13 protein-coding genes are annotated in these 13191 nt (G+C 54.1%); 10 read left to right on the plus strand and 3 right to left on the minus strand.

Translation table 11 applies throughout. The features are described 5' to 3' along the window. Position 1: 1 nt before the first annotated feature. The 6 genes from CMUST_RS09805 to CMUST_RS09825 all read left to right on the plus strand — a co-directional run bounded on the left by CMUST_RS09805 (position 2) and on the right by CMUST_RS09825 (position 6543). Positions 2-2473 (plus strand): hypothetical protein, encoded by a 2472-nt coding sequence (locus CMUST_RS09805; protein WP_047262367.1) that lies wholly within the window; start codon positions 2-4, stop codon positions 2471-2473. A gap of 48 nt (positions 2474-2521) precedes the next feature. Next, positions 2522-4081, plus strand: a complete 1560-nt coding sequence (locus CMUST_RS16005; RefSeq protein WP_052844635.1) for a hypothetical protein — start codon at positions 2522-2524, stop codon at positions 4079-4081. A gap of 44 nt (positions 4082-4125) precedes the next feature. Continuing rightward, positions 4126-4374: a hypothetical protein gene (locus tag CMUST_RS16575; protein ID WP_144414175.1), complete on the plus strand. Its 249-nt coding sequence runs from the start codon at positions 4126-4128 to the stop codon at positions 4372-4374. 11 nt (positions 4375-4385) lie between these two features. Continuing rightward, positions 4386-4982 carry a hypothetical protein gene (locus CMUST_RS09815; RefSeq protein ID WP_047262368.1) on the plus strand — a complete coding sequence of 199 codons (597 nt, stop codon included), beginning with the start codon at positions 4386-4388 and terminating at the stop codon, positions 4980-4982. Next, on the plus strand, positions 4969-6057 hold the full coding sequence (locus tag CMUST_RS09820; protein WP_047262369.1) for a hypothetical protein: 1089 nt from the start codon (positions 4969-4971) through the stop codon (positions 6055-6057). The genes CMUST_RS09815 and CMUST_RS09820 overlap by 14 nt, the downstream gene beginning before the upstream one ends. A gap of 153 nt (positions 6058-6210) precedes the next feature. Further along, positions 6211-6543 carry a hypothetical protein gene (locus tag CMUST_RS09825; protein ID WP_047262370.1) on the plus strand — a complete coding sequence of 111 codons (333 nt, stop codon included), beginning with the start codon at positions 6211-6213 and terminating at the stop codon, positions 6541-6543. A gap of 23 nt (positions 6544-6566) precedes the next feature. Here CMUST_RS09825 and CMUST_RS09830 read toward each other — a convergent pair whose 3' ends face one another. The 3 genes from CMUST_RS09830 to CMUST_RS09840 all read right to left on the minus strand — a co-directional run bounded on the left by CMUST_RS09830 (position 6567) and on the right by CMUST_RS09840 (position 8062). Beyond that, on the minus strand, positions 6567-7214 hold the full coding sequence (locus CMUST_RS09830; protein ID WP_047262371.1) for a DUF4241 domain-containing protein: 648 nt from the start codon (positions 7212-7214) through the stop codon (positions 6567-6569). Between the two features lie 106 nt (positions 7215-7320). Next, a complete protein-coding gene (locus CMUST_RS16580) occupies positions 7321-7566 on the minus strand; it encodes a hypothetical protein (RefSeq protein ID WP_144414176.1) in 246 nt (81 codons plus the stop codon). Then, entirely contained in the window at positions 7541-8062 is a 522-nt protein-coding gene (locus CMUST_RS09840) for a hypothetical protein (RefSeq protein WP_047262373.1), read from the minus strand. Before CMUST_RS09840 ends, CMUST_RS16580 begins: the two co-directional genes overlap by 26 nt. A gap of 269 nt (positions 8063-8331) precedes the next feature. Between CMUST_RS09840 and CMUST_RS16010 the strand changes: the two genes are divergently transcribed. The 4 genes from CMUST_RS16010 (at position 8332) to CMUST_RS16815 (ending at position 13167) form a co-directional block, all read left to right on the plus strand. Further along, positions 8332-9852 (plus strand): bactofilin family protein, encoded by a 1521-nt coding sequence (locus tag CMUST_RS16010; RefSeq protein WP_052844637.1) that lies wholly within the window; start codon positions 8332-8334, stop codon positions 9850-9852. A gap of 493 nt (positions 9853-10345) precedes the next feature. Next, on the plus strand, positions 10346-11803 hold the full coding sequence (locus CMUST_RS09850; protein WP_052844640.1) for an IS1634 family transposase: 1458 nt from the start codon (positions 10346-10348) through the stop codon (positions 11801-11803). A gap of 168 nt (positions 11804-11971) precedes the next feature. Then, on the plus strand, positions 11972-12967 hold the full coding sequence (locus CMUST_RS09855) for a hypothetical protein (protein WP_047262374.1): 996 nt from the start codon (positions 11972-11974) through the stop codon (positions 12965-12967). 41 nt (positions 12968-13008) lie between these two features. Beyond that, a complete protein-coding gene (locus tag CMUST_RS16815) occupies positions 13009-13167 on the plus strand; it encodes a hypothetical protein (protein ID WP_158408220.1) in 159 nt (52 codons plus the stop codon). Positions 13168-13191: the final 24 nt, after the last annotated feature.

A 13191-nucleotide genomic window follows, 5' to 3' on the forward strand; every position in this document is an offset into this window, starting at 1 on the left:
CATGCCCGTCAACCCCCGGCTTTCCGAAGCGATAGAAGTTTTCACCCTGCTTGGATGGACTACAGCCAGCCTTGATGATGTTCTCGACCTTCCGCTTGGCACACCTAGCCAGCGGGCGACCGCACTGGCGGGGTTGAAGTCGGGGCCGTGGCATGAGTGGGACGAAGAACAGCATGAAGCGCGAGATTATGTCTCAGTGGATGAGACTCTCCTCGCCCTGTTTGCCATCAGGGTAGGTGTAACTGCACCTCGTGCCGTCACCATTCTTAACCAGTGTCGGGGAGTAATCCCCGCATTTCAGCTGGCTCCAGTTATTGCATCACGTGGCGAAAAATATGCCGCTGCTTTTATCAAAGTATTGTGTCGCGGGATGAGGATGCCCCATGCGCGAGAAATATGGTTTAGTAATGATTTCGCCATTACGACGGTACTTCTAGTCACAAGTAACCATGACGTCGTGCCAGAAATCCCGCCGTACCCTACATATTTGCAAGACTGGGCTACCTTGGTCACGTGCTATCTTCCACAGAAAGACCTCCTGAAGTCTGACTTTTATGACCCACAGCGTATTCTTGATACTGATCTCCCAAATACCACCCTCGAACACCTCACGTCCACGTTTGTTGCACATGTCCACGCAGGTATTGCCAATAATGTTCCGCTCTTTGGCAGCTTCGGAACGGTGCTTATCGCTGGGGTGAACGAACTGAAGCTGCTTGACCGTGGCGAGGTTTTAGGGTGGCTTATACAAGGTCTGGATTTAGCGCAACGCCCCAGCGAGCGGCGCCGAATGGTAGAACTGCTGACAAAAGAAATGAAGATCACCTCCGAGGAGATCGCAGCGCACCTCGGCCTTTTCGCTACAGCAATCGCCGCTGGTGATACCACTTATTTCAATGCATTCGGTACGGAAGTTCTTGCCCTCGTAAGCGAGGAAAAACTGTGCGAGGTAGCACTCGGGGCGCTGTACCTTAGTACCGTAAAAGCGCACAAAGAAGCCCTGAAAGCTCTCCTTGACCGCGAAAACCCCACCCGCGAAACGCGGCAGACCCTTACACCTCGCGTAACCGAGTTAGCGCACTCGCGGGACAAGACTGTCCAGTCACGCGCCACCACATTACTATCCCGGTGGGGCGCCATTGTGGCGGAAGAACCAATGGAGTTTTTGGAGTGGAATCAGGCTCCCCCACTGTGGGATTGTCCTCGGTTCGAGGTGGGTGAAGTAAGCGAGGAAAATTTGATCCACGCCCATGCGGAGACGTGGGCGAAGAATTTTGATGTCATATTAGAGCGCTACCACGCCTTAGAAATCGCCGTGGAGTATCAGAACCGAGACTTACTCCCCGATACCCGTCGTCGGCTGTATGAGGTTACGTGGCACCGCCCCGATGTCGTATCGGAACTGAAAGACAGAGAGCTCAAGAAGAGCATTTATAATGCCCGCCAGACTGTGGTCTATTCCGCTAAGGGCATCATTCCGGTGCTGTTGTCCCAGCCCAGCTACGTGGATTTATCCATCGACTTCGCAGACCTCGCTAGCCGTTTAGCTTTGTACCAAGACGCAGGCCTTGTAGTGCTTGAGCCGGACCTGCAGTTAGCACTGTTTCGTCTGAATCTTGACACTGTCGATGTGGATCAGGCCCGCACCTTCGATCTTCCGGTCCACGTTTTAGGTGGCGGGATCATGGATCGGACCGCTGGTGAGATCATTGCCGACTACTCAGCTGACCCGCTTATCGAGCCTCCCCTTGTGGTAGGTGCACCATGGGGTCGGGATTTTCTCGAAGACTGCCTCATACCCGATAGCCCCCGCTACCCAGAATCGTTGCGTGGCTTCCCCAACCGTCTGGATCATCTGTTTAGCTATGTGGGGACACTGGGGTTGGGCATTTGCCCGACATGGAAAAACGCCCCTGTCACCGCGCTTGTGCGTTCCCGCGTGGGAAATAGTCAAAATTCGGCGGACGCGATCGGCCAACAAATGGAACAGTTGGTTCGTTCCCGGACCCCACTCCCAGCTGGGGCCGCCATGAATCTGCTATCACTGCAGCAGCCAGGGCCATTGTCGGTTGGTCCACGCACCGCGCAGGCACTGGTTGATGCGTGGGAGCGGGGGCTTCTCCTACCCGGTGTGGCGGACCCGAACTTCCTTGAGTGGCGGAAAGAAGTCACCCGGTTTAATGGTCTGGCGCCCGTGTTGGAGGAAATTGCGCATGACGGATTATTGTCGGTGGTGTGGCCGGTACTCGACGGCCTGCTTCTCATCGCGTCCCAGCGGGAGAAGACCACGCCAGGTGCGTCGGAAGTGGCGGAAACCATGAAAGCGTTGCTCCCGCACGTCATCGCTGCGGTTGAACGTGGCGACGCCCCAAAGAACCAACTCGACCTTCCCGGTTTGCGCACGTTCGCCGCGAGAAAGGGCAGCGGCAAGGCGGTGAAGGCTGCTCAAGCTGCCGTCGCGTTATTACACTAATGCTTTTCGACGCCCCCATTGCCCACCGGTATGAGTTAAGGTTCTATCATGTGCCCTGACCTGCATTACGAGCTCACTGACCAAACCATGATCACCGAGTCCGGCGAAGTTCTATACCGTGTCCGTGCCTGCGCAGACATCCCCTCATTGTTTGTGAAGGCAGGCGACGTAGGCGGTTGGGTAAGCTCTGCCCTTTTGCCCGATGGTTCCCCACGGATTGCACCCGGCGCGTGGGTGTTTGATGAGGCGAAGGTGTGTGGCAATGCCCAAGTGGGCGGGAATGCGCGAATCTCAGGTGTCGCAGTCTTGGACAAAAACGCCCACATCACGGATTTCGCCCATGTCACAGGTAACGCCCGCATCACAGATAATGCTGTGGTGTCGGATCACGCGAGGGTTCGCGACCATGCGAAAATTTCCGGAAACGCCCACGTCGTAGGCAAGGCGAAGGTGCTGGAGAATGCATGTGTGGAGGATGAGGCAACAGTGCGGGATTGCGCTACGGTGTCGGGTTCGTCGTGGGTGTCTGAGCGCGCGATGGTGGCGGGTAGTGTTTATGTGATGAACGATAGCCAGGTCTGTGACGATTCTTTCGTGGGTGGTAGCGGTTTGGTTTCCAACTGTTTTGTTCAGGAGAACGCGCAGATTGCAGGTTCGGTGAACATTTCGGATTCACTATTATCGGGAAACACACGGGTCACAGACGGCATTATTCGTGGCTTGGTGGCTCATGGCGACGCTGTGGTTGCTGCGTCATTACCCAAGGATGTTTTTCTTAGCGGGTCTGCGCACGTTCGCACACCTGATCAGTGTGTGCGTTTCCAACCGGTGTGCCCTGAAGACACTGTGGTGACGGTGTACCGCAATAATGATGATTCGATTGGTGTGTGTTTGTCTTATTTCACTAATCTCGCTGGTGATCCAAGCACCGATGTGCAGGAGTTTCGTGAGCTTCTTGCCACTGAGCACTTGGCGGAGGTGTTTGATGCACAGGTTGCGGTAGCGTCGAAGCGTGTTCGCGCATCTTGCGTGCACACTCAGATTGAGTTTTCTCACCACTCGCGCACGTTAGATAATGGCACTACCCTCCACCAGATTCGTGCGGGGGCTCGCCCGCCTGGGCCTGCGCTGCGTCCTGGTGACCTTGGTGGTTGGGTTGAGAGTCTTACGCTGGCTGATGGGAGTCCGCGGATTCGCCCCGACGGGTGGGTGGAACCCGACGTGATTGTGCTGGGCAACGCTTACGTGTGCGATTCGGCGATTGAGGGGCAGGCTGTGCTTGCTGATGATGTGCAGGTTGTGGCGGGCAGTCTTGTTGAGGGGTCGGTACGGCTTGCCGACACCACTTTCGTTGAGTCCAGCCACATCACGGGTTCGGGACGTATTTCAGGCGATTCTGTAATCCGCGATGTTGAGGTCACCATCCCCACCGATGTGGCGGATGTGTGGGTTGAGGATGATCGGCATTTCACCCACTGCGAGGGTTTTCTCGTGATCCGCCAAACCCGCAACCGCGCCCTCGTCCTGCGCTGCGACAACTGGACGCCTACTCCCGAGCCCTATCCCACACAAATCACCGACATCATCCGAAGTTGGTTACGCGATTAAGCTTTTCGACGCCCCCACCTACCCGGTGGTCTAGGCTTATGTGCATGGCAAAACTTCGTGCCCGATCCTGTTTAACCTGCAAGCCACGGGACTTACTACCTGACCCAGATCCCGGCAATACGCAGGATCATTTCGATTGGCGGAACAAATTCAATGACGCTGCCACCACGTTTTTCCGCAGCTCGTCGACAAGCAACTACAACTTGGAAGAATACTGCCGCGGGATGGAGGGCATCACAAAGCGCGGTGATACGGATTTGCTCCTTCATACGGAACCCGTACGCTACCTTTAGCAGGAGGAAAAGTGATCGCACTAGTTTTGGTCATCATCATTGTTGGTGTCACGTTGAAAATCGTGCTGCCCACACGAGCGTTTCACGCAGTAACAGCGGGAACCGTCCTGGTAGCCGTGCCCCTTGCAGTGTGGAACATTCGGGACCTCACCGAACTCTTTGTGCTGGTCAAACACCAGCGGGCATACGAGCAACCATTGGCTACCGACTATGACCTGCTCACCGCACCACCACTCGAATTCGCGCCGGATTACAACATCAGATACTGCACCGTTTTCAGATTCACATCACGGACAGGCGAAACTCTTCACCGATCAGTTTTTGAGAAAGCCTTCACCGATGCCACCATCACCATCACAGACACACGCACCCAAACCGTGATAACGACGGAGAAATACCTGGATAGAAAATATTTCGATTCAGTTTGGGCCGACCCATACGACACAAATGTCACAGTTCCTTCTAGGCCCACACAACTACCCTGGACGCTTCGCACACGTACCTACACCATCGCGATCACCATTCCCCACAGCCCAGAACTAGAAGCAATCATCGCCCACTACTCCCTCGACGTCGTCGCACAACAAGGACTCCATGCCGATCTTTGATTTAACCTGCAACCCCAATGAATTGCTGCCCACATCAACCCAGCTGCGCACCGGGATGGAACCATACCTCGATGGCTCGCCGGTGGGTTTAGACTTAGGCCGCCAAGCGGCGTTTCGGTTGTGGGAGCTGCGGGAAAATACCGATGATTGGGAATACGTCGATCAACTAATCACCCACACGCTCGAACAATCCACCAATGATCCCGTGGGAGTTCGGGCACACTGTTTCTACACAGCACTGTCGATGTGGGGCGAGGGGGACGCCTATTTCCGCTGGATCACCGCACAATACGAAGCCTGCATCACGTTCGCCCACGACCACGCACTCTGGAGCCTCTATGGGGTTGCACTCCAGTCACGCAGGGACCAGCTAGCAGACAAGCACGCGGGAGGCGACTTATCCCACGCGGACTACCACGCCGAACTCACACAGCTTGAAACCCTCGGTGAATCGGCGCTACAGGTAGCGGAGCAACACAACGGCGAAATCTATCACGCGCTCTTCGATCTCCACCTTGACCTTCACCACAACACAGAAGCCCTTACCAGCCTGTGCCGCCGCTGGCAGGCTGCCGCCAAAACCCCCGATGAATTGTACGACGCTTACGTTCATCCGTTCTCGTCCATCACTTCTGACGCCTGCTGGGCACACGCCCGTAACGGCATCGCCGCATTGGAACGCGCTCTCGACCATGTCTCCCCTGACCGGCACTGGTCGATTGCGTTAGGCCTGCTGGATTTTCACCGCGAGGTTGTAGAGAAATACGAATCCAGTGGGCCGCTGCCCCACAACTTGGTAGATCTGTGCATCAGCCACTTCGATCGTGCGGTCGCAGTGTTACGCCAGTACATCGACCCCGCCCAGCACAACAATCTCATTTCCACCGTGGGGTGCGCGTACAAGGAGCGGGGTGATTTTTGCCGTCGCCACAAGCGCATAAAAGAAGCCGAGCGTTCCTACATAGCGGGGATCGATTATTGGGATTTCGCACTCAACCAAGCTGGGCTACCAGTGTCGCGCGACAATTCGGGGCATATCCTCGACTTGCGGCGAAGTGTCGCCGAAATCCAGTAGCTTCACCCGCAACTACGCGCTAAGCAAGAGTCCTAAGTTTTTTGCTTTTCGACGCCTCCCCGAGCCGCAAAATTTTAGGGCAACTCGACCTTTCCACACCAGCGTTTCCTCTAAAATTTCTGCTGACGCAACGCTTAAGAAAAGGACAGCACCGTGGAATTATCCAAAGAAGAACTCATTAGCCTCATTGCGAAGGAATGGCCCCTTTATTCGTGGGACTTTGATGAAGAAAAACAGGAATTCGTCACCGACACGGAGGTGGTGTACAGCCTGTGCCAGGTAGGTGAGGATCAATTCCAGGTCATGGTGGTCTTCTACGACGGCGTGGAAGACGAGGTGGTTGACGAGAATCGGATCTACTCAGGCACCCTTGCACAGGTCACCCAGAAGCTTGTTGCTGAAACTTCCGCCAGCTCCTCATTTCGGGGCTACCCCATGCGGTGGACGGAAGTGTATGTAGAAGATGAGACGGATGCGTGGCAGTAAGGTGACGTCGAAAAGCGCATGTATTAAGTCTCGTACTGTTCGTTACCCACAACCATAAAGTCGAGGTGACATGCAACCAACTCGCCTGCCGTATTGTAGGCATAAACCAGCGGGTACGTAGTTAGGCTATTACCTGAGTGGCAGATGGCGATACTTGCGCCGTTCGGGTCGCCAGGAATGGGAATGTTTGCTTCCCCCACACGGTAGTGGTTTTCATCATCTATGATGTCTATCCACCCTCCCGCATCGTCTTCTGGCCAAACAATGTCGTGGGCACTTTCTTGTTGGTAGAAAGCGCGGGCGGCTTCGCCGTCCACTAAGCCAGCTTTCGTGCAATCAACTGTTGCACCCCACGGCCCATCTTCTGGCCACGGGGCATCATCTGGAACTCCCACAGGTCGCGCCACCTCGTAGGACACCACAGGTTCATCGCGCACAATGACGCTTAAATACGCAGCATCCAACCCAACTTCGGTGATCTTCACCGGAAAAGTGCCATTGGGGAAGGCGTATTCTTCCCCGCCATCTAAAAACATAAACGGGTCGCACGCCATGACTGTCCCCGAGCTGATGGTGATCGTGCCCAAATCGATTACCTGCATGTCCACTCGTTCATCACTGTCATATTCTTTGCCAACAGTGCACAGAGGGTAAAAATCTTTCGCATCCATGAACAAAATTCTAAAACGCCGCCAAGTGCTAGAAACCTCTTTTCCGCAATTGCCTCAAACAGGGCGCACCCTCAATATGCTGAAGAGCAAGCTCACCGTGCCAGTTTTAGAAAACGTCCACGGTATTGAAGAGAACAATCAGCCCCTTGTCGATAACACTGCTCCGCAACACATCTCGCTGCGGGAAGTCGGTGAGACCGTAAAAGTAAAGCATGTCCTCTGTAATTGCATCAACGGCAGAATCAGTCAGATTCGACGGGGTTCTAAACACCAAGGTGCAGGAACCCATGCCTAAGAAACGCGCTCTGTGGGTAACCGTCATGTACTCAATGACTGCGGCATTCTGGTACACATCCAAATCGCCGTGAAAGAACCCGTTGGGGTAGCACGCCAAAAGGAATATTAACCACCAGATGGTCTTCTTCTATCAACCAGTCATCCAATCTAGCGTAAGCATCTACAAGCGGCTCTACATCATCCTCCCCCACAGACAATCCACCTTTGAGATCCTCCCACGTGACCTGATGTTCAGGGTCTCGCAGTGCGCGTCGAATATTCTCGAAGATCACGCGATCTATAACCGACTGATCTTCCTCGCCCGCCTCCTCCAGCTCACGAAGACCCCTGTCAAAATCGTTATCGTCATCGCCGATCAGCAAACCCGCAGTGTACTGCAGCTGCGAGTACATCCTAAACGTGAGGTAATTTTCGCCACCGCCTTCGTGGGTTTCGCAGATCTCATCAAAAGTCTGGAGTAATTGAGCGACAGTGCCCGGATCGAAAATCGCATGAGTTGCCATCGAATCACTCACCGCCACCTGCTCATGCGGAAGCTTAAAAACCTGCATGTCACGTTTCTTTTTCCTACCCGCTGACCAACCTCTCATTGTATTTTGTGCGAAGTCATGGTGTCTTTTCCACCTCACCTTACAACCACTCTCTTACATGAGGAGCAACGCTAGAACTGTTTTCGCAAGGCCGCATGTGGGAATTGTAAAAGGTGAACATAGACAAGCGTCAGACGAACGCTCCTAGTTTTATGAGCATCAGTCACGCACCTTTCCTGTACGGTAAGAGGAGCAAATTGCCCCACAACCACGATGAATAAGGTCCCCCAGTGTCTGATATTCACTTCGAACTCACCCACGAAACGAAAACCGCCATTTCAGGCGAGGTCTTGTACCGGATTCGTGCGGTGCGAGACATTCCTGCGCGTTTCGTGTGTGAAGGTGAGCTAGGGGGATGGGTCAGTTCCACCCACACCCCGAGTGGCGAGCCGAGGATCGGCAAGAATGCCTGGGTGGAGGGTGAGGCACAGGTTTTCGAAGGTGCGCGTGTCACCGGCCACGCTAGGGTTGGGGGCGAAGCTATCCTCAGCGGGAACGCTCTGGTCAAAGGGCGTGCGCGAGTGTTTGGCGACCCGCAAATTGGTGGCAACGCTATCGTGCGGGGTGGCAGTACCATCCGTGGCGGTAAGATCTGTGGCGACGCCCAGGTTAGCGGTGAGGCGCAAGTTCACGGCAAAGTTTGGGGGCAGGCGCGGGTGAGTGGGCAGGCGATCGTCTCCTGTTCTGGGCGTGTGACGGGTAGAGCCCATGTGTGTGAACGTGCCACAGTCGAGAATTCCTTGGTGGAGGGACGGGCGAAAATCGCAGGTACAGCGACAGTTACTGGCGATAGTCACGTTTTTGGTCGGGCGCGGCTTGGTGGTGTGGCGTGGGTGAACGGTGCAACTGTTGGTGGCTCGGCCGTGATCACCGCGCCGCTCCCGTCCCACGCGGTTGTGGTTGGCCCCGCCCACATCACCCATTTCACGCATTGCTTCGTCGCGGGTCCCATGAGCACTGGCGGCACAGTCACCGTGTACCGTACGCACAAACACAAGGCCAAAGTCGACGCTCACTCCCCCTTGAATACACACGAACGTGCAATCGTCGCCCATGCGCAACAGCAAGTCTTGGCCAAGCGCCCTGAGCCCCCACTGTGTTTCGAGCTCACCGACCGGAAGCGGGTTCTTTCCGATGGCACTGTTGTGTACCAGATCCGCGCGACCCGCGACCACCACTATCTGGGGGTTACTGCAGGCGATGTGGGTGGCTGGGTGTCGAGCACCCACACCGATGATGGGACTGCCCGCATTATCGACTCGTGGGTTGCGGGCAATGCGATCGTGCGCGATAACGCCCGCATTGTCGAAGAAGTTCTTGTTGAGGGCAATGCCGTGATCAAAGATGAGGCCTACCTGTATCAAGGAGTGGTTGTGGGTGGTGACACTGTGGTTGGGGGTTCCACAACGATTACGACACAGGCAGAAATCACCGGCAACGCGGTACTTTCCGGTGCGGGGAGAATCTACCCCTACGTGTTTGCTGAGCTCACCGGCCCCATCCCCGATGCCTGCCTGTACACAGTCGACGACCATCGCCTCCTTGAGGTCGAGGGGGTGCAGGTGACGGTCACCCGCACACGCAAAAATCGTGCCCACATCGCCTACCTTGACACTGAAACCCACACGTGGTCCACGCGCTCCCCGTTCGCTGGGCCGCTTCACCCCGAAATTTTGGCGATTGTGCGGGAGTGGGAATGCACCTGCAACCTTGGTGTGTTCGTGAATCAGCCCGAACCGTTCCGCACCTAACGCCCTCCTTGCTTATCGACGCCATCCCCCCACCCTCCTTTCCCTCTCACCGTGGGGCGGCGGGGAGCGGCTGTGCGTGGGAACGCGTGTATCTCCTCAAAACCCCGATGCCACATGGCTATTGGGCCACTTCCCTGATTGACAACTCGACTTTTCCACGAATTCTCCGCGCGAATGCCTAGTATCTCCGCGAAAAGGTCGAGTTAACTCAAAAATTCTTCTCCAACTCGACCTTTCTACTTCCGTTTGCAGGAAACCGCCACGCATTCTCTCATTAAGTCGAGTTACCCCTCACGGCACCCTCATTCCAGAACCCAAAACCTCCTGAGTTGCACAGTGGTTTGTGGTTTTGGTGGGTTTGGTTGTGGGTGAGCTGGGGTTTTAGGGTGTTTTTTGGGTTTTTGTCGTACTAATTTGGTGGGTTTTTTGGGCTTGTTAGTCTTGTTGTGTGGTGCGGATTAGGAAAGTTAGGACTGCTAGCGGTGCGACTGCCGTGCAGATCGTGCGGGATGTGCATCGCCGAACTGTGGTGGATTATCATGTCGGTTCTGCCCATAACGAGATTGAACTTCACGCTTTACTCAAAAAAGCGCGTGATCTGCTTTACGCTGATCAGCTTGAGTTAGATCTTGAGTTACCAGTGGCAGGTGATACCGAAGACTCGTTGACGGTGGAGTCGATGACTGCTCGCGTATTATTGGATGTTTTTGCTTGTGCGTGGTCGACGCTTGGTTTTGATGCGATCTATCCGGTGGATTCTGTTTTTGCCCGCACTGTTTTTGCACGTGTAGTCCAGCCTTCTTCGAAGTCACAAGTACCCATGGTGCTTCAACGGTTAGGGTTACCTGCTGTTCATCGCAACACGGTTTCAGCTGCAGTGAAAACAGCTTTTGATGAGGATAAGTACAGTGCGTTTTCCCGAGCATGTTTTGATTTCAGCCTGGCACGTGGCACAGTAGCGTGGGTGCTTTATGACGTTACGACGTTGTATTTTGAAGCAGATCGTGAAGACGATTTACGTAAAGTGGGGTACTCGAAAGAGCGTCGTATCGATCCACAGGTTGTTGTGGGACTGCTTGTTGATAGCCGTGGACTTCCCTTGGAAATTTCCTGCTTCGAGGGAAACAAAGCAGAAGCACTCACCATGATTGATGTACTGAATAGCTTTCGCAGGCGGCATAACGTGGAAAATATCATTGTTGTCGCCGATGCTGGCATGATTTCTGCGGACAACTGCAATCATCTAGAAGCGCTTGGGTTTCAATTCATTATCGGGGCAAGAATGTCCAAAGCTCCCTACAAGATGGATATGCCCATCAATGAGACAGGACACGCTATTGATGATGGGCATATCGTCGAATCAACGAAAACAATGGGCCCTAGCACAACTCACCGAACCACACGGCGAATGGTCTGTCAGTATTCACACAAGCGATTTGCCAACGACAAGCACACTCTTGCCAAGCAACGTCAACGTGCTGAAGAAATCGTCACAGGAACGCGGAAACAAAAACGGGCACGGTTTGTTACCCACACCAGCGGCCATTCTGAGTTCAACACTGATGATTTTGAAAAAGCGTCACAACTAGCAGGCTGGAAAGGATACATCACCAACATCTCGGCCGAGGACATGTCAGGTGAACAAATCATTGCAACATATCATGACCTATACGAAGTGGAACGAAGTTTCCGAATGGCAAAAAGCGACCTTCAAGCCAGGCCAATGTACGTACGGAAAGAAGATTCCATCCGCGCCCACCTAAATCTCGTCTTTGTCGCCCTAGCCGTCGCACGTTTCCTACAAGATCTCACCGGATTCAGTCGACAAAAAATCATCAACATCCTCGAACCCTTACGAGACGTAACCATCAACACACCCCACGGCCCGATAACCATCCCCACAAAAATCACACCAGAAGCCCAAGAAATCCTCAACAAAATGTCGTACTAAAACTGTGCAAGTCAGGTTCTACTTCCGTTTGCAGGAAACCGCCACGCATTCTCTCATTAAGTCGAGTTACCCCTCACGGCACCCTCATTCCAGAACCCAAAACCTCGCACACCGAAGAGATTCTCAATCACCCAATGTTCACAGCGTGCGCTGATTAAACTTCCTCCTATGACGTTCTCACCAGAAATCCTCGATCGTCTCCACGCGTTATCCGCTTCTATTTCTGAGCACGATGGCACACTTTTGGGCGCGTTATCAGCCATTTCGTTCCCCAATCCCCCAATAGCAAAAGATTTCAGCGACTTGTGCCTCTATGACTTCAAGGCTGCTCTGGTCCTGCAAACCAATCGGGAAAATCCACGTGACGCCATCAACTGGCGCGACATCGAGTGGGACCCCTACACAATCACCCCGTTTACGCCAGGTACCGCCGACTTCGAGGAATGGGACGGGATCGCCGATGGCGTCAAAGCACAACTCAATGGTGATTTTGAAACCCCCACCTTGATTGTTATCGCAAACCTCCTCGGTTTCGCCTACATGGTAGTAGCCGAAGACCCCCACCCAGAAGATCCAGACGTATATGTCATGGACCACGATCAATGGCTCTTTAATATTGACTATGACATGAAATTCTCCCAATTCCTTGATATGTTCGCCACAGATGCAGAACTTCAGGACGAGATCGCCGACTACTTCCACACCATCAAAGACGAACCGCCTGTAGAAACCTACGTGAAAAAATATGTGAAAACTAACCCACACTTCCACGACGCCGTAGTGGTGTTCAAAGAACTCAACTGGCATACCGCCAAGATTGAAGACGCACCCATCCTCCCACTCGGCACCACAGCACAACAGGAACAAGCATTACGCGGACTCGAAGCAGGCAACTGGGAAGCCTACGCCAAGATCCCACGATTCGGTCGCACCCGAATTCCCGCCACCGACGTAGACGAAGATATGCTAGGGCTCTTCGCAATCCGACTAGGCGTCACCCCGAAACGCGCAGCCAAAGTGGTCTCTGGGATCGAGGAAGAACAGGTGGCAGCAATCGTGGAAAAACGAGGCGCTGACTTCGCCACCGAATTTATCCACCACAGCATGAAAAAAGCCCAAGGTTTCCGTACATTGCCGTCCGCCTCGTCCTCGCACTGGGGCTAACCCCACCAGACTCCAAAACCTACATCAAAGCGTGGGCTGACATGCTTAAAACCGCATCCCGAAATCCAGATTTTCTTGGGATTCCCCTCACAGCATTCCAACCAAGCTTCGAACAACACTGGAACATAGCGAAGAACACCCCCGTGGCTGCTGAGGTTTTTGACATCGCTGTTGCCGCTGGGTGGATCAGTCGGGATTAGAACAATCAGTCCAAAGTTTGTAAA

Source organism: Corynebacterium mustelae, assembly GCF_001020985.1.
Classification (GTDB): domain Bacteria; phylum Actinomycetota; class Actinomycetes; order Mycobacteriales; family Mycobacteriaceae; genus Corynebacterium; species Corynebacterium mustelae.

Coding starts and splice junctions, on each gene's coding strand:
- CMUST_RS09805 (WP_047262367.1), top strand. CDS start 2: ATGCCCGTCAACCCCCGGCTTTCCGAAGCGATAGAAGTTTTCACCCTG.
- CMUST_RS16005 (WP_052844635.1), top strand. CDS start 2,522: ATGTGCCCTGACCTGCATTACGAGCTCACTGACCAAACCATGATCACC.
- CMUST_RS16575 (WP_144414175.1), top strand. CDS start 4,126: ATGGCAAAACTTCGTGCCCGATCCTGTTTAACCTGCAAGCCACGGGAC.
- CMUST_RS09820 (WP_047262369.1), top strand. CDS start 4,969: ATGCCGATCTTTGATTTAACCTGCAACCCCAATGAATTGCTGCCCACA.
- CMUST_RS09830 (WP_047262371.1), bottom strand. CDS start 7,214: ATGGATGCGAAAGATTTTTACCCTCTGTGCACTGTTGGCAAAGAATAT.
- CMUST_RS09840 (WP_047262373.1), bottom strand. CDS start 8,062: ATGCAGGTTTTTAAGCTTCCGCATGAGCAGGTGGCGGTGAGTGATTCG.
- CMUST_RS09855 (WP_047262374.1), top strand. CDS start 11,972: ATGACGTTCTCACCAGAAATCCTCGATCGTCTCCACGCGTTATCCGCT.
- CMUST_RS16815 (WP_158408220.1), top strand. CDS start 13,009: ATGCTTAAAACCGCATCCCGAAATCCAGATTTTCTTGGGATTCCCCTC.